We start from the raw sequence: 19633 nt of genomic DNA, 5'->3' as shown, positions 1-19633 counted from the left end.
CGTGGCAACCCGCGTCCTTCACCGCGCGTCCCGGATCAGCACGTGCGCGGCCTGCGCGCGGCGCAGGCACAGGTCGTAGTCCTTGACCCGGTACACCACCGGATCCCGCAGCGGCGCGCGACGCACGACCTGCACCGGCGTCCCGGCGGTGAACCCGAGGTCCGCGAGCCGACGGGCCATCGAAGGCGGCGCCCCGTCGGCCAGTCCCACGATCGTGGCCCGACTGCCCGGGGGCAGGTCGGCCAGCCGCCCCGTTGACCCGGTGGACGCCTCGACGGCGCGCACCGGACGACCGGAGTGGGCGGCAGGACGTCTCAGCAGCACCAGCTCACCATAAGGTAAGGCTGGCCTCACCTGCCAGGGCGTGTGACGAACTCCGGCCGGGCGGCCAGCCATCCGACCACGACCACGTACCGTGCGGTTGTACTGGCTGCGGCCGTGGTCGGCCTCGCGTCGGTCGGATCCGTCGCGGTGGCCGTGTCGCGGCCCTTCTGTGCCCTGGCTCACCCGTCCACCCACGTGTCCGCGCGATGATCGGGGTGCCCCTCGGTGATGCCAGGGTGCGGGTGTCGATGTTCCGGAAGGGGGCGGGCGGGGTGCGGGTGCTGGTCGTCGAGGACGAGACCGCCCTGGCGCAGGTGCTGCGCGCCGGCCTGACGGACGAGGGTTTCGCCGTGGATGTGCAGCACACCGGGACCGACGGGCTGTGGGCGGCCACCGAGAACCCGTACGACGTGATCGTGCTGGACATCATGCTGCCCGGCCTGAACGGTTACGAGGTGTGCCGGCGGCTGCGGTCGCGGGGCGTGTGGACACCGGTGTTGATGTTGACCGCGAAGGACGGGGAGTACGACCAGGCGGACGCCTTCGACCTCGGGGCCGACGACTATCTGGTCAAGCCGTTCTCGTTCGTGGTGCTGGTGGCCCGGCTGCGGGCTCTGGTGCGCCGGGGTGCGCCCGCCCGGCCGGTCGTGCTGACCGCCGGGGACCTGGCCGTGGACCCGGCCCGACGGCAGGTCAGTCGGGCCGGCCAGGCCGTCCGGGTCACCGCGCGGGAGTTCGCGCTGCTGGAGTTCCTGATGCGGCACCGGGGTGACGTGGTGTCGAAACGGCAGATCATCGACAACGTCTGGGACGCCCACTTCGAGGGCGACCCCAACATCGTCGAGGTGTACGTCGGCTACCTCCGCCGCAAGATCGACCAGCCGTTCGGGCGCCGGGCCATCCAGACCGAGCGGGGCATGGGCTACCGCCTGGCAGCCGACGGCGGCTGAGCATGCTCATCGGGTGGATGCGCCGGCATCTGGGGGTACGGCTACGTTCGGCGCTGGCTGCCGCCGCTGTCGTGGGGGCAGCCTTCGCCGTCGGCGCGGCGGCGTTCGTCTTCCTCGCCCGCGCGGATCTCGCCGGCAACGTGGACGCCGCAGCGCGACAACGGGCGGCCGAGGTGGTCGCGGCGGTGGCCGCCGGCGATCAGGGCGCGCTCGCCCAGACGCTGAAGCCCAGCCCCGGAGAACAGACCTTGGTGCAGGTCCTCGACCCGTCGGGGCGAGTTGAGGCGGCCTCAGCCGCGCTCGGCGACGCCGCGCCGCTGTCCCCGTTGCGGCCGCGGCCCGGTCAGCTGCTGCGCGAGCAGCGGCTGCTGCCGTTCGCCGACGAGGACCCCTTCCGGATCGCGGCCGAAGGGGTGGCCACCGGCTCCGGCACCCGCACGGTGCTGGTCGCGCAGTCGCTGCGGCCGGTCAACGAGAGCACGGAGGCGGTCGCGGCGATCCTGGCCGCCGGGCTGGCGCCCATGCTGCTGGTGGTCGGCGCGGCGGTGTTCTGGTTCGTGGGGCGTTCCCTGCGCCCGGTCGAGGCGATCCGCCGGCGGGTCGCTGGCATCACCGCTCGTGACCTGCACGCCCGCGTGCCCGTGCCGGCCGCCCGAGATGAGATCGCGGCGCTCGCCGAGACGATGAACCGGATGCTCGAGCGGCTGGAGACCGCTGCGGCGAGCCAGCGCCGGTTCGTCGCCGACGCCAGCCACGAACTGCGCAGCCCTCTGGCCACCCTGCGCGCCGGCCTCGACCGCCTGGCGCTGGCACCCGTACCGGAGGGGCAGCACGACCTGGTCGAGCTGCTGCGCCGCGAGACCAGCCGGCTCGGCGATCTCGTCGCGGACCTGCTGCTGCTCGCGCGCATCGACGAGCGGGGAGCCACCCGCCGCCGCGACGACGTCGACCTCGACGATCTCGCCTACACCGAGCGGGAGCGGCTCGCCGGGCAGCACCCGGACCTCACCTTCCGGGCCGACCTCGCCCCGGTACGGGTGACCGGCGACGCGCTCGATCTGGGTCGGGCGTTGCGGAATCTGGCCGACAACGCCGCCCGTCACGCCCGTAACCAGGTGACCCTGCGCGTGTCGGTGCGCGACGGGTGGGGGTGCGTCGAGGTCACCGACGACGGGCCCGGTGTTCCCGACGCCGACCGGGAGCGCATCTTCGACCGGTTCGTCCGTCTCGAAGACAGCCGCACCCGCCCGGAAGGCGGCACCGGTCTGGGCCTCGCCATCACCCGCCAGGTCGTCGCGGCGCACGGTGGATGGGTGCGGGTGATGCCCGGTCCGGGGATGACCGTTCAAATTTTCCTGCCCCAAGAGGGTGACGCCGACCAGGGTTGAAGTCGGGCCAGGTCCGTTTCAGGCTCCTCTCAGGTGGCGATCGTGAAGCTGGACGCCAGGCGGCCCGTGGGGGGCGGACCACCAGTCCCGGGGAGATCGATGAACTACCACCTGTTCCAGATCGTCAACGCCGGCGCCGGCCGCAGCGACTTCGTCGACGATTTCTTCGAATGGTCGGCGGTGTGGCTGATCTACGTCCTCGCCGCCACCGCGGCCATACCTGTCCTGACTCACCTGCGGCACGGGCGCGCCGCCCTGATGCGCGTCGTCGCGTCCCTCGGGCTGACCTTCGCCGTCGGGCAGGCCGTCGCCGCGCTCAGCACCGAGGTACGGCCCTTCCAGACCCACCCCGTGCACCAACTGATCCCGCACGACGCCGGAGCATCGCTGCCCAGCGACCACGCCACCGCGGCGTTCGCGGTGGCCTTCGCCGTCGGGGCGTTTCTGTCCCGTCGATGGGGGGTAGGGCTGAGCGTGATCGCCACCGTCATCGGCTTCGCCCGCGTCTGGACCGGCGTGCACTACCCCGGCGACATCCTCGCAGGCGCGCTCATCGCCGCCGCCACAGTCGCCACCATCGGCGTCGTCGGCCGCGTCTACGACCGCCGTACCAGCCGCCGCCCCGACACCACTGCCTGAGCACCACCCCGCCCCCTCGTTCCGGAGGTCATGCCATGTCCACGCCTCAGGCGCTACTCGCCGTGGGCCCCAGCTTCATCGACCCGGAATGGCTGATCTCCACCTTCGGGCTGATCGGGATCCTCGCGATCATCTTCGCCGAATCCGGGGTGCTCATCGGGTTGTTCCTGCCCGGCGACTCGCTGCTGTTCACCGCCGGGCTGCTCGTCGCCGACGGCCGCTACCTGCACCAGCCGCTCTGGCTTGTCTGTCTGCTCGTCACCGTCGCTGCCATCGTCGGCGACCAGGTCGGCTACCTGTTCGGCAAGCGGGTGGGCCCGAGCCTGTTCCGTCGCCCCAACTCCCGGCTGTTCAAGCAGGAGAACGTGCACCGGGCGAACGCCTTCTTCGCCCGCTACGGCGCCCGCTCGATCGTGCTGGCCCGCTTCGTGCCGGTCGTGCGGACCTTCACCCCCGTCATCGCCGGGGTGAGCCGGATGCACTATCGCACCTTCGTCACCTACAACGTCCTCGGTGGCGTTCTCTGGGGAACCGGTGTCACCGTGCTCGGCTACTTCCTCGGGCAGATCAGCTTCGTCAAATCGAACATCGAGCTCATCCTGATCGCCATCGTGCTCGTCTCCGTCGTGCCGATCGGCATCCAACTCCTGCGCTCCCGCCGCCGCTCGGCAACCCCGCCCACCGAGGCGACAGTGGCCGAAAACTGCTCCCGCACCGACTGAACGACCCGTCGGCGCTGAAGGCGACACTGGCCGGGTGACCTCGACGATGCTGGTGCTCGGGCCAAGACTCGCCGTCGCGTTGGCGCTGCTGACCGCCGCCGCGGCCGCCGTGGCGACGATCGGACGGCTCGGGCACGGCCGACAGATCGCCGTCGCCGCCATCCGCGCCGCGCTGCAACTGGCCGCCGTGTCACTGGTGATCACCGCGATCGTCGGCTCGCTGTGGGCCACCGCGGCGTTCGTCCTGCTCATGTGCGCGGTCGCCGCCGGCACCTCGGGCCGACGGATCACCGGTGGGCCGTACGGTTGGTGGGCGGGTGTCCCGATCGCCACCGCCAGCCTGACCATCGTCGCCGCGCTGCTCCTGGCGGGCCTGGTGCCCCTACGCGGCATCGCGATCATCCCGATAGCCGGCATCCTGACCGGTGGCGCCATGACCGCCACCAGCCTCGCCGGGCGGCGCTTCAACGACGAACTGCACGCCCGACGCGGCGAGGTCGAAGCCGCGCTCGCGCTGGGCCTGCTTCCCCGCGACGCCGCGCTGCTCGTCTGCCGCCCCGCCGCGAGCCAGGCACTCATCCCCGCCCTGGACCAGACCCGCACCGTCGGCCTCGTCACCCTTCCCGGCGCCTTCGTCGGCGTCCTCCTCGGCGGCGCCAGCCCGCTGACCGCGGGCATCACCCAACTGTTCGTCCTCGTCGGCCTCCTCGCCGTCGAAGCCACCGCCACAGTCCTCACCATCGAGATGATGGCCAGAGGACGGCTCCGCCCGCGAGGCGGTCAGCTGACACCGTCGTACTGATTGAGGGTCGTCATCAGGGTGTCCACCGCCGAGGCGCAGTCGCCCCGCACCGGACTCGACGCCCGCAGGGCCGTCAGGACCGCATCGATCTGGTCGTCGAGTTGGTGCCATCTCGCCGAATCGCGCGGCTTGAGCCCCGCCTCGGCGTCGTCCCAGGCCACTTCGAGATCCTTCACCCGGGCCTTGCCGCCCGCCAGGTCGTTCTCGGCGACCTTCTCCTTGACGTCGGTGACGATCCCCGCGAACTTACCCAGGTTGCCCAGCTTCGTGATCGGATGAGCCTGCCGCGGGAGGGCCGCTGGGGCGCCGGGCGGGGCGGCGGTCTGTGCGGTCGTCATGGGCGCAGGCCCGGCGGTCGGCGTCGTGTTCGCAGCCGGCCGCAGCACCCACCCGACCAACGCGACAGCAGCCACGGCCACCCCGGCCCACAGGTAGTCCTGCCGGTAGCCGCCCAGCGGCCCCGCGCCCTTCACCGCCACACCATGGCGACTGACCAGAACCTGTTCACGGATGACGAGAACCAGAATCGTGCCGAAGAACAGCAGACTGGTCACGCTCGCGCCCAGCCCCAGACCGCCGAAATCCTTGTCCTGCGTCAGCAGGTCACCGAGTGAGGCGCCGAGCGGGCGGGTGAGCACGTAGGCGATCCAGAACGTCAGCACCTGCCCGGCGCCCAGCCGGTAGGCCACCCACGTCGCGACGATCAGGCCGCCGAAAATCAGCACCCCGTTGCGGAATCCCAAGCTGAGTGCCTCAGTTGCGAGGTCGCCAGCGGCGGTGCCGAGCGCGAACGTGGTGAGGATCGCGCCCCAATAGAACGCCTCGCGGCGCGGGGTGTCGATGGAGGTGATCGCGAGAGTACGTTCCTGCCGATACCAGACGGCGAACACGACCGCGAGGACCACCGCGAAGACGGCGGTGCTGACATACAGGCTCACGCCCAGCGTGTCCGTGAACAAGTCGGTCAACTGCGTACCGACGATGCTCACCAACACCACACACAACCAGTAGATCCACGGCGTATACCTGCGGGTCCGGAACTGGATGACAAGCGCGCCGACCAGCGCCACGATCATGACCGCGTCGGTGACGGCAGGACCCAGCCCGACGTTCACGGCCAGATAATCCGCGAACGTCTCCCCGATCGTCGTCGACAACACCTTGATAACCCAGAACGTCGCAGTGATCGCCGGGACTTTCGTCAACCACCCGCGCGTACCTACCAGCCGGTCAGTGGCAACGGACACGACTCTTCCCTTCGTCGAGGACACTGACGCGAGCATGGAACGCCGACCCTGAAACCTTGCTGAAGACCTCACCGCTCTTCGACCTCAGGGACCCCGAGAACCACTCCGCATGCCGCCCTCGCCGCCCGATGGCCATTACCGAGGCGCGCAAGATCGTGGATCGCCCGGCGTCGCCGGCGCGACGCTCCGGACAGCGGCGGCCTGGGCTCCAGGCGTCCGTCGGAACCCGCAATCGGACATCGAACTACGTCGTTTACTGGGTGGACCCGGAGGGTCGGGTGACTGTCTGGGTGTGTGCTGCCGATGTCATGGCCAGCTTGGAGTAGGACGCCCCGGCCCTCGCTGACGACCGCTGTATCAGCACTGGATGGAGACTTGCGACCGATCGCCCTTTCCGAAGTTGTGGCTACTGAACCGCGGCGGGTCCACGCCCCTGACCAGCACGAGCGAGAAGGGTGATGCCTAGTGGGCAGCCTGTGCGTCGTCAACGACGACGGCACGTGCTTCCTGTCCGCTTGCTAAAGATCAGCAGTTTGGGGTCGTTCGCATCGGTGGGCCGCCCTCACCAGCGCGAAGTCAGTCTGCTGGTGGAGCGGGAATCTGCCACAGAGCACTGACTGGAATGGCGCGGAGTCTGCCGCCGAACGGCAACGTGGAGGTTCTGGTGTAGAGGACGATGCCGGCGATGAAGTCGTCGCGAGGCGGTCGGCGAGTCGGCGTAGCCCGCGGAAGTCGTCGGGTCCCACGGTGGTGGCTGCTTTGATCTCGATCCCGACGACCTGGCCGGATCTGTTCTCGAGCACCGCGTCGACTTCGTACCTGCTCTGGTCGCGGTAGCGGGACAGGTTTCGATCTGCGAGGGTGTTTGCTTTCGATTCGCGGCAGATCCGTGTTCGGTATGCGGGCTCCTTGTGCCCGACTTGCGGCCGTCGCCCGGGAAGATCGCCGCTCGTCTCCCACGCCACCTGGAACCGACGACAGACCGTCGTCGCCATCGCCGGTCCGTCACCTGGCTCCGGCCGTGCACAGGTCGGCGATGAGCCGGTCGAGCAGGCGTTCCTCCATGACGGCTCGGCCGGTCCGCCGCATCGACTCGCCCAGCGACTCGTCCCAGGGCGTCCCGGTGGGCGTTCCGAGCAGTGCCGTGCCGGTGCCCGCCGCAGGCAGGTAGTCGGCGGCTGTCATCCGCCACGGAACCGCATTCGGGTACCGATGGAGCGCCGCCGCCGTCAGTCGTATGCCGGTCCAGTCGAAGTCGTTACGCCACCTGATCACCGCCCCGGAAGCGGCGCGCAGTAGCGTGTGGACGGCAACCGACGGCACCCCTTCGGTGCAGATCAGCGGCGGGACCTGCGCCCCGAGCGCGGCGGTGGCCGCGCGTAGCACGGCGGGGTTCTCGCAAACGTAGACCTCGTCACAGGTCACGGCCAGCGGTGCCAGGCGCAGTTGGTGCAGGGTCACCCGCATTGGCACGCCCGCCCCGGCGGCCTCGGTCAGCCACTGCCCGACCAGGCCGCCGGTGGCCGGCACGTTGAGCACCAGTACCTGGCTGGCGAGGTCGTCCGGGACCAGCCCGACCGATTCCCACAACGCCCGTTCCTGCTCGCCGTCGACCGGTAGCGCCGTCTGTTGCCACGTGGCGACGGCACGGAGGACGAGCCCGCGCAGCGGCCCTTCGGTGAGGGCCTTCGTGTCGTCCAGCAACCGGTCGGCGAAGACCGGCATCGGTTCGTCGGCCGCGGGCAGCGCATCCAGGACGCGGACGACGTCCTCGAACGGCAGTCCGGTGCGGACGACGCGGGTCAGGCTGCCGTCGCGGCGCAGGCCGTCGAGCCATTCGGCGTACCAGGCGGTGCTGGCGTGCCGGCTGTCATTGGCCAGGGCGAGGACGGCGTCGCGGGCCACCGCCTCGCGTTTCAGGTCGGCCGGCCGGTTGCGCAGCGGGGCCGTCGCGGTGAGCACGTCGCCGAGGCTGACTCCATGTGCCGCCCGCAGGTGCTCGTCCACCTCGGTGAGGCGGACGCTGAGTCGGGACGCTGTGGCGGAACGGTGGGTGCCGGTGATGCCGATGATCACGAAGCGTTCGTCGTCGGTGGGGGCGGCCAGCGTCACGGTGGAGTCGAGCCGACCGCCGGTGCGTTCCAGGCTGCGCCGTGCGGCCGTCAGCAACCGCCGCCAGCCCGGCTGCTCGACCAGGTTCGTCGATCCGCCGTGATCGCCAGGCCGCTCTGGCTGCTCGGTCAGCGACTGTCCATCGAGCCGGTCTGACGGCCGGTCGTCGGGCCCGCCGGTCATTCGTCGGCGAGGTCGACGAGGACACCGGCGCGCTCGAATTCTCCGCGATCGTCCGGGGTGCGGCGGGTTTCCGGGGAGCCGAGTGCGCGAGCCAGCGTTCCGTCGAAGTCGGCGACGTTGGTCGAGCCGTCCCAGACCAGCAGCACGGTGGACACCGCGTGTTCCACGGCGGAGTGGGACAGGTCGTAGTGGGCGGCGCCGCTGACCGCCGGGTGGGTGGCCCACAGGTCGTAGCCGGTCATGAACAGGTCCAGGTCGAACTGTTTCGCCAGGGCCATCAGTTCACCTCGGCCGGTGTCGTCCACCCCGGCGAACGCCTCGTCGAGGCCGAGTAGCCGGGGTGCGTCCGGCCGCGCCGAACCGAACAGCGCGTTGGCGGCGGCGAAGAGCGGCAGGTGCAGGGAGACCGACTGTTCGCCGCCGGAGAGCTGGCTGTGCCGGGCCCGGGTCAGCGCCTCCGTGCCGCCACCGGGTCGGTGCAGGGTGAACGCGAACGTTCGCCACTGCCGGTAGTCCAGGACGTCGCCGAGCAGCTCCCGGTACGGCCGCTCGGGCGCTGCCGCCCGCGCCGTCTTGATCCGGGCGGCGAAGTGCCGGCGCATCGCGGTGAGCTGGGCCGGCCCGAGCCGGGCCGGATCGCGTTCGAGCAGCTTGCACACGTCGCGTTGCTCGGCGTCGAGGTCATCGGCGAGCCGCCAGCCGACGCCGACGGTGAGCCCAGAGGACATCCGGCGGGCCCGCATCTGGCTGTCCATCGCCGCCACCAGGTCGCGGGCCTCGATGGTCCGATGATGGATCTGCCGGGCGAGCTGCCCGAGCAGAGCGTCCTCCAGTACCCGCTGCTCGGAGTCGGTCAGCAGTTGCTCCTGGTCGCGGCGCTCGCGGGCGATCCGGTCCGCGAAGTGAGCGACCGGGGTCAGGCCCTGCTCGTCGGCGACCCGGACCACGATCACCCCGTCGTCGGTGTCCCATTCGGGCCGGTGGTCGAGGCCGGCTGCCGGCAGTTGTGCCTGCAACTCGGTCAGCGCGGTGGTCAGCCGGGTGGCGCTCTGCTTGAGTGACGTCTCGGTGGGGCTCAACTCCCGGGTGGCGGCGAGAATCGCCTCGTGCAGGGCTGCCACCTGCGGATGCAGCTCGTCACCCGGGGTCTGCGTCGGCCAGCGCAGGTCGGTCGGGCAGCGCAGCAGGCCCAGCAGGTCCGGCTGGGCGTACGGGCGCAGTCGTTGGGCGTCGTGCTGCGCCTCCGCAGCGGCGGCGGTCACGGCCTGCTCGCCCAGCTCCACCCGGGTCAGGCCGGCGGCCCGCCGTTCCCGGGCAGCACCGAGTTGGGTGCGGGCCTGCTCGACGGCCTGCTCCGCCTCGGTGATCTGGTCGGCGGTGCGGGCCACGTCGGCCAGTACCCGTTCCGCGTCGGCGCCCACGCTGTCGCGCAGCGTCCGGTACGCCTCGGCTTTGTCCCGGTGACGGGAATGGGCGGTACGTGCGGTGTCCTGCGCGGCGGTGAACCGGTCGACCGCCTCGTCGTGCCGCTGCCGCGCCTGGTCCTCCTGCTCGGCGGCGCGTGTGGCGGCCGGCCGCGCGCTCTCCAGCCGTACGCCCCGCTTCTCGAAGCGGTCCACTGCCTCGGCGGTGTCATCGACACGGTCCACCGGCAGCGACCGCTCCGCCGTCGTCCGGCGCAGGGCAGCCGTAGCGGCGGCCCGCTCGGCCAGGGCCTGGTCGAGCCGGGCGGCGGCGGCCGCGCTGGCCTCCTGCCGGGCGCGCAGCGTGGCGGCCGCCCGGTCCAGCTCCCGCAGCGCCGCGTGGACCGGCGCGGGTGCCGGCAGCTGCGCGGCGGCCGCGTCCACCGCCGCCAGCAGCGCCTCGACGGACGCGCGGTCGCGGTCTACCGCGCCGAGGTCGCCGTCGATGGTCGCCAGCTGCCGGTCGCACTCGGCGACCCGGGCGGCGCGGCGGGCCGCTCGAGCGGTCGCGCCGATGTACTCGCAGGAGGTCTTGGCGAATCGCCCGAGGCCGACGCCCTGGGCGTAGCGGCCGTCGACCCCGACCGTCACCGGCGCGGCGCCCGCCTCTATGGATGCGGAGTCGGCCAGTGCCACCGAAGTGAGCACCTCGCTGATCCGCGCGGCGGGCACGTCCGCCTGCTCCTCGGGGATCAGCACGTCGGCAAGGGTGGCGCCGGTCGGCCGCCGGTGCGGCGGGAGCGGCAGCAGGTAGCCGTCCAGGTCGTCGCCGGCCAGCGCGGTCGCCGCAGTCTCGGGGCTCGGGTGCAGCCAGGCGTCCAGCAGCCCGGCGGCGTGCAGCGCAGCCTCGATGGCCGCCGCGTCCGCGCCGCTCACCCCGTTGGCGAAACGGACCAGTCGCCACAGCGGTGCGCCGGGTCGGCCGGTGCGGGTCGCCGGCCGGGTCACCGGGACGGGCGGTGCGTCGTCGTGCTCGGCGGCGATCCGGTCCCGTTCGGTGTCGACCTCGGCGCGTCGGTCGGCCAGCACCGCGCGGTGCGCCGCCAACGCCGCGAGCCGGTCTCGCCGCTCGGTCACCGCGGCGGCGGTGGCTTCCGCGTACACCTCCCGCAGGGTCTGCGCGCCCGGCTCACCGCTGGTGTCCACGGCGGCGGCCAGGGCACCGGCCAGCTCTGGACGCGCGACGTCGGCCAGCAGCTCGGCGTTGTCCTGCGCCCACTGCCCGAGCTGGGCGCGCAGCCGCGTGCGGGCCTGCGCGACGGTGTCCTCGGCGTTCCGCTCGGCCTGCTCGGCATCGGCTGCGGCGGCCGTGGCCCCGGCCGCGTCGGTGGCGGCCCGGGAGTGGTCGCGTTCGGCTTGGTCGTGCCGCGCCACCTGCGTGCGGACGGCGCGCACGTCGTCGCGGCGCGCAGCGGCCCGGGCGGTGATCCGGGCCGCGAGGTCGTCCGGGGTGGCGTCGTCGGCGCTCCAGGTGATTCCGGCCGTCTCGGCGTCGAGCAGGAGTTCGGCGGCGAGCCGGTCGGCCGCCGCCCGCGCGTCCCGGGTCGCCACCATCGCCCGTTCCCATTCGGTACGGCGCCGGGCCGCCGCCGTCTCCTCGGCGGCAACGGTCCTGCCGGCCCGCTCGGCCGCCTCGACCAGGTCGTGCACGTGCCGTTCCAGGTCGGCGAGCTGCTCGTGGGACTGGTACGCCGCCGAGGCCCTCAGGCTGTCCAGGTGGGCGCGCAGCCGTCCGGGCTCGCCCTCGACGGCCCGCAGGCGGGTGCCGGCCGTCGACTCGGCCTCGGTCGCCGCGACGGCCGCGTGGCGCGCGTCGGCCAGTGCGGCCGACCGGGTGGCGACCGCGTCGCGGCGGGCGGTCAGGGCGTCGGCGGCCGCCCGGGCGTGCGTGCGCAGGTAGGTCGAGTAGACCGCCAGGAAACCTGCGGTGGCACCGTCCGCGGCCACCAGCCCTTCGAGGGTACGGGCGACCGCCTCCATGTCGTCGAACGAACGGGCGGCCTCCACCAGCAGGTGGTCCTCGACCGGACGCAGCCCGCGCTGCAGGGTGCGGGACAACTCGACCGGGTTGAGGTCCTTGGCCAGCTGCGGCTTGCGCAGGGTCAGCACCAGGTCCAGTAGCTGCTCGTAGCGGGCCGGACCGAGGCCGAACAGCCGGGCGTCGAGGAGATGCCGGTAGTCCTCCGCCGAGTCCCGCACCGCGTCGGCCCCCAACCGGTCGATCAGGTCGCGGCGGTTCAGCGGCCGGTCGTCGGCGTCCAGCAGGGAGAAGTGCACCCCCACCCGGCCGTCGACCACGAAGTGCCAACGGGTCACCCGGTCGACGTGCCGGTGCGCCCGCAACCCGATGCCGACCGTCACGTACTGCTCGCCGTCGCCGAACTCCATCCACACGTACGCGTGGGTGACCTCCTGCCCTCGGTAGAGCAGGTTCGACTTCATCGTCCGGTCCTCGCTGGCGAACGGGTTGAGCCGGCGAGGCTCGATCCGCCCGTCGAGAACGAACGGGAACAGCACCTCCAGCGCCTTGGTCTTGCCGGAGCCGTTCGGCCCGCGCAGCACCAGCCACCCGTCGACAAAGCAGAACTCCTCGTCCCGGTAGTCCCACAGGTTGATGATCCCGGCCCGGGTGGGGGCGAACCGGCGGACGGCACGTTGCTCGATCACGATCAACTTCCCGAGGGTCAGAAGAGGGTTTCGGTCGTCGCGCGGGGCTTGACCGCGGCGACGGTGTGGCGGTAGCGACCGACCAGCGGTCGGACGAGCACCCCGCCAGGCACGACGGTGACCGCGCCGAACCGTTCCAGCAACGCCACCGCCTCGTCGCGCAGCCGGTCCGGGTCGGCGTGCCACTGTGCCCCGAACGCGGTCCTGTACCGCTGCAGGATCTCGCTGACGGCGGTACGCAGGAAGCTGTCGGTGACGAACGGCAACCGGCCGGCGCCGTCGGTCTCGTCGGTGCCGCCCTCGTCGCCGGTGGTCCACGGCTCGGTCGGGTCGGAGTCGCCGAGGCGTACCAGGGTGGCCGTGGGCAGGCCGACGTCGATCTGACCCACCAGCGCCTGCTGCCGCCCGTGCCCGTCCGGCGGGGCGAGCCGCTTGACCCGGCGGCCGTCCGGGTCCACCACGCGGTCGGCCATCTCCACCGCGAGCAGCACCGCGGCCTGCGCCACCGAACCGGTGCCCGGGAACCGTTCCCCGGTGAACCCGGCGGTGTCCACCAGCAGCACCCCCTCGGCCTGCCGCTCGACCCGCAAGCCGGTCAACCGGGCCAGGTCGGCGGCGAGCGCCGAACCGCGCAGATGGTTGGCGACCGCAGGCTCGACGTCGGCGTGGTAGACGACCGGCGACTCCACCACCGCCCGCCGGGCCGCCTGTGCCGCCTGCCGGCGCTCGGCGTTGCCGCTGCTGGTCATCGCCCGGTCGAGCAGCGCCGACACCGACTCGACGTGCTGCACCACCCGGGTCGGCCGGAACAACGCGAACACCACGTCCCGCGCGACGTCGTACAACGCCTCACCGGCCCCGGGGTCGCTGGCCCAGGCGGCGCTGGAGCCGTCGGCCAGCCGGAGCACGCCACGCTCTTCCAGCCAGCCGACCGCGTCCACGAACGCCCGCCGATCCGGGCCGTGGTCCGGATCCAGCCCCAGGCCGGTTATCCGGTTCGCGTCACCGGCCACCGAGTCGGCCAACTCGCTGAGGGTGATCTGGATCCCGGCCCGACCCAGCACCGCCAGGCACAGCGCCAGGTACGCGTAGCGCTGCCGGTCGAACGGCCGTCCGGTGCGGGACGCCGCCGGCTGGGTGCCGTCGAGCTGGTCCTTCACCCGCACCAGCCGGGCCGTCGAACCGTGCAGCTCCAGCCGGTACCCGAACGCCTCGGCGAGGTCCCGGCGCAGGGTGGCGGCGAACCGCCGCACCCGGGGCAGTGCCCGCTCGTCGGGCCAGGTCGCCGTGATCAGCGGGTGGCGCAGGATCAGCCGGATCGCCCGCTGGTAGTCCGCCAGCTCCAACTCCGGGACATCGACGGCGAACCGGTGGACCGCCGCCCGGAGTGCGCCCGGTTCCGCGGTCACGCCGGCACCAGCTCGGGACGGCGGACCGCGGTGTGCTGCGCGGCGGTGACCGTCAGCGCGTACCCGTCCAGATGCAGCCGGCCCTCGGCGGTGCTCACCGTGGTGAACCGCCCCGGCTTGGGGGTGAGGGTCAGTCGGACGCCGTGCGCGGCGGCCGCCAGCGGCACCGCTGCCGCGCCACCGACCCGTGCGGCCAATGCGATGTCGAGCAGTCGCAGCAGGACCTGGGTCTGCGAGGTGTCCAACCGGCCGTCAGTGCCCCCCTCGGCAGCCAGCGCCCTCGCCGCGTCGGCCAACCGGCGCTCCCGAGCGAGCTGGTCACCGCGCAGCCGGTGCCGGCGGTCGTCGACCCGGTCCAGCCGAGCAGGCCGTCCCCGACCCTGCCCGGGCGCCCGACCCGAGGCCACGAGGGTGCGGGACAGCTCCACCGCCGGTGCCTCCCACCACGACAGCCGGCTCGCGATCGCCTCCGGATCCGGGTGCGCCACCCCGACGTGGCGGGGAGCGCCGAGACCGAACACCACGTCGAACAGGGCGTGCGCTGCCTCCTGGGTGCCGGTGTGGGTGAACCACGCGGCCAGGTGCCGCAGTTGCGACTCCCGGCTCACCCCGCCACGGCGTGCCTCGGTGACCCGGCGCAGCAGGGCCAGGACGTCACCGATCGCGGCGATGGTGGCGTCCGACAACCGGTCCGCCTCGCTGAGCTGCTCCGGTCCTGGCGGCGCCAACCAGGACCGCAGCCCCGCCCAGCGCCGCCGCCAGTCCTCCAGCCGCTGCACCGGGGTGTGGAACAGTCGCTCGTCGGCCTCGGCGGCCGCCTCAATCAGCCGGTCCAGCCCCGTCGCCTCCACCTCGTGCACCGCCGCGCGTAGCCGAGGGGTGTACCGCTGCAGCTCGTCGTGGAAGTCCCGCAGGTGAGCCAGCAGCGCGTCCTTGTGGGCGAGGAACGCCTCCGGCCGCACGTCGTTGGTCCGTCCCAGATCGCCCAGCATGTGATAGAAGCGGGCGGCCCGCTCGGCGATGTCGGCCAACGCCCGGTCCAGCCGGTTGAACTTGCGGTAGACCTCCTCCGCGTCCCCGGCCTCGTTGGCCGCCGCCAGCGCGTTCAGGTCCGCCAAAAGGTCGGCGAAGACCAGCCGGGACAGTGTCGAGTCGTCCATGCTCGCCGACAACACCGCCTCCACCGCCCGGTGAGCGCGGTATCCGGCCTCGGTGAACTGGTAAACCGAGTGCCGGTTGCGGTACTCCGCCAACGTCGTGGCCCGGGAACCGTCCTGCCCCCGGTCGAGCACCCCCCAGTCCACCAGGGCGTCGAGCAGCCGCGGCAGCTCCATCTGCGCCGGATCCGGGCAGTCGGCGTTCGCCTCGTGCAACGCTGCCAGCGCCGCGGCCACGTCAGAGGTGTGCAGCACGACGTGGTAGCTGGACCGTGCCGAGTCGAAGGCCCGCAGCAGCCACAGGTAGGCGAACCGGTTCTCCGCCGTGACGTAACCGAACAGTCGCATCCGGTCGTCCAGCCCGAAGTCGTCCAAGCCGAACGAAGGCCGAGATGGTTGCGCGGTCATCGTCTTCCTTCCATACGACCCGAACAGCCACCCACCCTAATACCTAGGCAGACCGGAAGGGCGGTCAGGCGCGGGGCGCCGGCGACACCCTGCTGGTCGCGACGCCCTGGTCCTGGCCGGTGTCCCTCATCGCCTGCCCAGCCCACCCGACCCTACCGTCAGTGCGGTGCCTCGAGAGCTTGTGGCAGCAGCGTGGCGAGTTTGGCTGCGCGTGCCGGGTGGTGATGCTGGCGCGCCGGACGCGGTGACCACCGCCCGGGGCGGGAGCACGTCCCGGGAGATCTACTACCCGCGCCCCAACCTCGCCGGGCATGACGACCTGGCGAAGGCGTTGGACGCGGCGATCAAGGGATAGCGGCACCGCCCGCGGTCGAGTGGCCACCGTCGGGGGTACGTCCCGACGGTGGCCGCGGCCGGTGGAGACGGTCGTGGCGTGCCATCACCACCTCGGCTCGGCGTCACCACGTGGGTGTCCACCGAACGGTGGACACCGCCTGTCAATCCGCCGGTCGTCCCGCTGGAGGTCCGGGGTGGCGACCATGTAGGGCATGAATGAAGAACCGGCTGTACGCGTCCGCGGCCTGACGAAGCGGTACGGCGACAACCATGCGGTGGACGGCGTCGACCTCGACATCCCGAAGGGGCACATCTTCGCCCTGCTCGGGCCCAATGGCGCGGGCAAGACCACCGCCGTCGAGATCCTCGAGGGGTATCGCGACCGCGACGGTGGAGAGGTCACGGTGCTCGGTGAGGACCCGCAGCGGGCGGGTCGCCGCTGGCGCTACCGCATCGGGATCGTCCTGCAGGACGCATCCAATCTGAGCGAGCTCACCGTACGGGAGACCGTTCATCACTTCGCCAGGTACTACCCCCAACCGCGCGACCTCGACGAGGTGATCGCGCGGGTCGGGCTGACCGAGAAGACGAAGGCGCGGGTCAGTACGCTCTCCGGCGGTCAGCGCCGCCGCATCGACGTCGCGGTCGGCATCGTCGGCAACCCGGGCCTGCTCTTCCTGGACGAGCCGACCACCGGTCCGACGTTCTCAAGGAAGTAAAGAATCCTTGACATCGCGTCTGCTCTCCTTGACACTGATGATGTCAAAGATTCTTTACCCGGGGAGGTTTGGTGGCCTTCGAAGAGAAGCGCGCATGGATCATGGCGCTGGTGTCGGTCGCCGCCTATGGCGCGTACGTGCTGGTGGTCCTCGGCCGCGCGGACGGCGACCCGCTCGCGGACGTCCCCTACGCGGGCCCGCTGCTGACCACGGTGGCCGCGGCGATCGTGGTGTCGATCGTCCTGAACATCGTCGTCTCGATCGTCTCGCCCGAGGGCGCCAACGAGAAGGATCAGCGGGACCGGGAGATCCACCGACTCGGCGACCACATCGGCCAGTCCTTCGTGATCGTCGGCGGCGTCGCCGCCCTGGCGATGGCCCTCGCGGACTGGGACCAGTTCTGGATCGCCAACGTCATCTACCTGTGCTTCACGCTGTCGGCGGTAGTCGGCTCGGTCGCGAAGATCGTCGCCTACCGGCGGGGATTCCAGTCGTGGTGAAGCCGACCCGGATCACCAACGCCATCCGGGCGCTGCGCTTCGCCCACGACGAGATGACCCAGGCCGAACTGGCCCGCCGGGTCGGCGTCACCCGACAGACCGTCATCGCCATCGAGCAGGGCCGCTACTCGCCCTCGCTGGAGATGGCCTTCCAGATCGCCGCCGTCTTCGGCGTACCCCTCACCGACGTGTTCCAGTACCCGCAGGAGGAATCGTGAAAGCCATCGTCCAGGACCGATACGGGCCGGCCGACCTGCTCCGCCTCGCCGACGTCGACATGCCCACCGCCGGCGACGGCCAGGTGCTCGTGCAGGTCCGCGCCGCCGGCGTCGACCCCGGCGTCTGGCACCTGATGACCGGCCTGCCCTACGCGGTACGCCTCGGCTACGGGCTGCTCCGCCCCCGCAACCGGGTCCCCGGCCTGGACCTGGCCGGCGTGGTCAGCGCCGTCGGGCCCGGCGTCACCGGGTTCACTCCCGGCGACGCGGTCTACGGCACCGGCGCCGGCAGCTTCGCCGGGTACGCCCTCGCTCCCGCCGACCGGCTCGCCCCGAAACCCGCCAACCTCACCTACGCCGAGGCCGCGGCCGTCCCCGTCTCCGGGCAGACCGCCCTCACCGCCGTCCGCGACGCCGCCCGGGTGCGCCCCGGCCAGCGGGTCCTCGTCATCGGCGCCGGTGGCGGCGTCGGCTCATACGCCGTCCAGCTCGCCCGCGCGGCCGGCGCGCTCGTCACCGGCGTCTGCGGGCCCGGCAAGCTCGACCTGGTCCGCTCCCTCGGCGCGGACGACGTCGTCGACTACACCCGCGCCGACCTCCCCGACCAGCGGTACGACGTCGTCGTCGACACCGCCGGCAACCGGCCGCTGTCCCGGCTGCGCCGGGTGCTCACGCCGAAGGGGACGCTCGTCCTGGTCGGCGGGGAGGCGAGCGACGGGAAGTGGTTGCAGGGCTTCGACCGGCAGCTGCGGGCGTTGGCGCTGTCACCCCTCGTCGGTCAGCGGCTGGTGCCGCTGGTGGCCAAGGAGAGCACGGCGAATCTGGTGGCGTTGACGGAGTTCATCGAGGCCGGGCAGGTCCGGCCGGTGGTCGACCGGACCTTCTCGCTGACCGAAGTGCCCGACGCCATTCGGCACGTCGAGGGCGGGCACGCGACCGGCAAGGTGGTCGTCACCATCTGACCAAGGATCTGTAAGTGTCACTGCGGCGGCCGGCTGCATCACGTCGTCGGGCCGCGCGGCAACGCCACGGGCGGAGATCCGGCGACCGACACGACCAACTACGGATACGACAACGAAGGGTATCCGACGTCGGTCACCGACCCGTCCGGCGCCGTGACGGAGACCAGGTACGACGACGCCAACCGGCCGACACAGGTGATCGACCCGTTGCAGCGGATCACCAAGTACGGCTACGACAAGGCCGGCAACCAGACGTCGGTGACCGACCCGAGCGGCGCCGTCACCTCCTGGCAGTACGACGACACCGGGCGGCTCGACGCGACCATCGACGCGCTCACCAAGACCACCAGCTATGACCACGACCCGGACGGCCTGCGTACCCACGAGGTGAACCCGCTTGGCCACACCACCACCTGGAAGTACGACAACGACGGTCGCCTCGAATCGATGACCGATCCGCGTGGCAACGTCGTCGGGGCCACGGCTGCCGAATTCGCCACCTCCTTCCAGTACGACGCGGCCGGCAACCGCACTAAGATCATCGACCCGTTGGGCCGGTCCACGGTGACCGAGTACGACGCGAGCAACCGGCCCACCAAGGTCTTCGACGCGAACAACCGTCCCACCGCCTACGAGTACGACAAACTCGGTCGAGTCCAGAATGTAAGCGCGCCGAACCGTCCGGCCACCTCGTTCGGCTACGATCTGGCCGGCAACCTGGAGACGGTGACCACGCCGCTGGGCAAGATCTACGACTACGACTACGACAAGTCCGGCCGGGTCACCGCCGTCAAAACCCCCCACCGGCCGGGTCACCGGATACACCTACACCTGGGACGGGTTGGTCGACACGATGACCCTCCCCGCTGGCTCCATCACGTACGCGTACGACCGGACGGGTCGCACGACGAAGGTGGACTACAGCGACACCACCCCGGACCTCAGCTACACCTACGACGGTGCCGGGCAGATCAAGACGGCGAGCAACGGGACCAGCACCGCGACCTACGGCTACGACACCGCCGGGCGGGTGAACAGCATCGTCTGCGGTGGCAAGACCTTCGGGTACGGCTGGAACAAGAACGGCCAGCTGAAGCGGCGTACCCTGCCGGACGGGCGGGTGCAGAACTACACCTGGCGTGACGACCACCGGATGAGTGGCACGAAGCTCACCAGCGGCGCCACGAGTTGGCAGGTCAGCTACAGCTACGACGTGGCGGGTAACCGGACGAGCGTCACCCGCCAGGGCGGCCCGTCCAGCGCCTACACCTATGACCGGGCCAGCTCGCTGACCCGGGTGGCGCACACGTCTGGCAGTACGACGCTGGTCAGTCAGGACGTCACGCGGAACCTGGCGGGCGCGCCGGATACGGTGACCACCACCCGGGGTGGGAGCACGTCCCGGGCGATCTACTCCTACGACGACG

Annotated in this window: 16 protein-coding genes and 2 pseudogenes; 11 read left to right on the top strand and 7 right to left on the bottom strand. The window is 71.7% G+C overall.

What is annotated here, in order from left to right; all coding sequences use genetic code 11:
• Positions 1–18: 18 nt before the first annotated feature.
• Positions 19–324 (bottom strand): ferrous iron transport protein A, encoded by a 306-nt coding sequence (locus tag OG505_RS23995; protein WP_405427760.1) that lies wholly within the window; start codon positions 322–324, stop codon positions 19–21.
• 272 nt (positions 325–596) lie between these two features.
• Here OG505_RS23995 and OG505_RS23990 point away from each other — a divergent pair, with 272 nt between their 5' ends.
• The 5 genes from OG505_RS23990 to OG505_RS23970 all read left to right on the top strand — a co-directional run bounded on the left by OG505_RS23990 (position 597) and on the right by OG505_RS23970 (position 4825).
• The gene (locus OG505_RS23990) at positions 597–1274 is read left to right on the top strand and encodes a response regulator transcription factor (RefSeq protein ID WP_405434668.1); all 678 of its coding nucleotides are present in this window, start codon (positions 597–599) and stop codon (positions 1272–1274) included.
• A gap of 17 nt (positions 1275–1291) precedes the next feature.
• A complete protein-coding gene (locus tag OG505_RS23985) occupies positions 1292–2662 on the top strand; it encodes a sensor histidine kinase (protein WP_405427758.1) in 1371 nt (456 codons plus the stop codon).
• A gap of 99 nt (positions 2663–2761) precedes the next feature.
• Positions 2762–3301, top strand: a complete 540-nt coding sequence (locus tag OG505_RS23980) for a phosphatase PAP2 family protein (protein WP_405427756.1) — start codon at positions 2762–2764, stop codon at positions 3299–3301.
• A gap of 35 nt (positions 3302–3336) precedes the next feature.
• Entirely contained in the window at positions 3337–4023 is a 687-nt protein-coding gene (locus tag OG505_RS23975) for a DedA family protein (protein WP_405427754.1), read from the top strand.
• Positions 4024–4057: 34 nt separating this feature from the next.
• Entirely contained in the window at positions 4058–4825 is a 768-nt protein-coding gene (locus OG505_RS23970; RefSeq protein ID WP_405427752.1) for an ABC transporter permease, read from the top strand.
• Here OG505_RS23970 and OG505_RS23965 read toward each other — a convergent pair.
• The 6 genes and pseudogenes from OG505_RS23965 to OG505_RS23940 form a co-directional block, all read right to left on the bottom strand.
• Positions 4804–6072, bottom strand: coding sequence for a hypothetical protein (locus OG505_RS23965; protein WP_405427750.1), 1269 nt, complete (start codon positions 6070–6072; stop codon positions 4804–4806). The genes OG505_RS23970 and OG505_RS23965 overlap by 22 nt on opposite strands.
• 576 nt (positions 6073–6648) lie before the next feature.
• Positions 6649–6920 (bottom strand): annotated as a pseudogene (locus OG505_RS23960) (hypothetical protein); the annotation flags it as partial.
• A gap of 157 nt (positions 6921–7077) precedes the next feature.
• Positions 7078–8367 carry a TIGR02679 family protein gene (locus OG505_RS23955; protein WP_405427748.1) on the bottom strand — a complete coding sequence of 430 codons (1290 nt, stop codon included), beginning with the start codon at positions 8365–8367 and terminating at the stop codon, positions 7078–7080.
• Entirely contained in the window at positions 8364–12497 is a 4134-nt protein-coding gene (locus OG505_RS23950; RefSeq protein ID WP_405427746.1) for a TIGR02680 family protein, read from the bottom strand. Before OG505_RS23950 ends, OG505_RS23955 begins: the two co-directional genes overlap by 4 nt.
• A 17-nt stretch (positions 12498–12514) precedes the next feature.
• Positions 12515–13906 (bottom strand): TIGR02678 family protein, encoded by a 1392-nt coding sequence (locus OG505_RS23945; protein WP_405427744.1) that lies wholly within the window; start codon positions 13904–13906, stop codon positions 12515–12517.
• Positions 13903–15471, bottom strand: a complete 1569-nt coding sequence (locus OG505_RS23940) for a TIGR02677 family protein (RefSeq protein WP_405427742.1) — start codon at positions 15469–15471, stop codon at positions 13903–13905. Before OG505_RS23940 ends, OG505_RS23945 begins: the two co-directional genes overlap by 4 nt.
• Before the next feature lie 166 nt (positions 15472–15637).
• Between OG505_RS23940 and OG505_RS23935 the strand changes: the two genes are divergently transcribed.
• From OG505_RS23935 to OG505_RS23910, 6 genes and pseudogenes are all read left to right on the top strand, one after another.
• Entirely contained in the window at positions 15638–15826 is a 189-nt protein-coding gene (locus tag OG505_RS23935) for a hypothetical protein (RefSeq protein WP_405427740.1), read from the top strand.
• Between the two features lie 193 nt (positions 15827–16019).
• Positions 16020–16505: pseudogene (locus OG505_RS23930) on the top strand (ABC transporter ATP-binding protein); the annotation flags it as partial.
• Between the two features lie 92 nt (positions 16506–16597).
• Entirely contained in the window at positions 16598–17026 is a 429-nt protein-coding gene (locus OG505_RS23925; protein WP_405427738.1) for a hypothetical protein, read from the top strand.
• A gap of 53 nt (positions 17027–17079) precedes the next feature.
• Positions 17080–17244, top strand: a complete 165-nt coding sequence (locus OG505_RS23920; RefSeq protein WP_405434666.1) for a helix-turn-helix transcriptional regulator — start codon at positions 17080–17082, stop codon at positions 17242–17244.
• Entirely contained in the window at positions 17241–18206 is a 966-nt protein-coding gene (locus OG505_RS23915) for an NAD(P)-dependent alcohol dehydrogenase (RefSeq protein ID WP_405427736.1), read from the top strand. The genes OG505_RS23920 and OG505_RS23915 overlap by 4 nt, the downstream gene beginning before the upstream one ends.
• 153 nt (positions 18207–18359) lie before the next feature.
• Positions 18360–19349 carry a hypothetical protein gene (locus tag OG505_RS23910; RefSeq protein WP_405427734.1) on the top strand — a complete coding sequence of 330 codons (990 nt, stop codon included), beginning with the start codon at positions 18360–18362 and terminating at the stop codon, positions 19347–19349.
• Positions 19350–19633: the final 284 nt, after the last annotated feature.

Origin of the sequence: Micromonospora sp. NBC_00617 (genome assembly GCF_045161355.1) — a bacterium.
In the GTDB taxonomy this organism is placed as follows: Bacteria; Actinomycetota; Actinomycetes; order Mycobacteriales; family Micromonosporaceae; genus Micromonospora.
The sequence above is the reverse complement of the archived record's forward strand: the minus strand, read 5'-3'. Positions and strand labels throughout refer to the sequence as shown.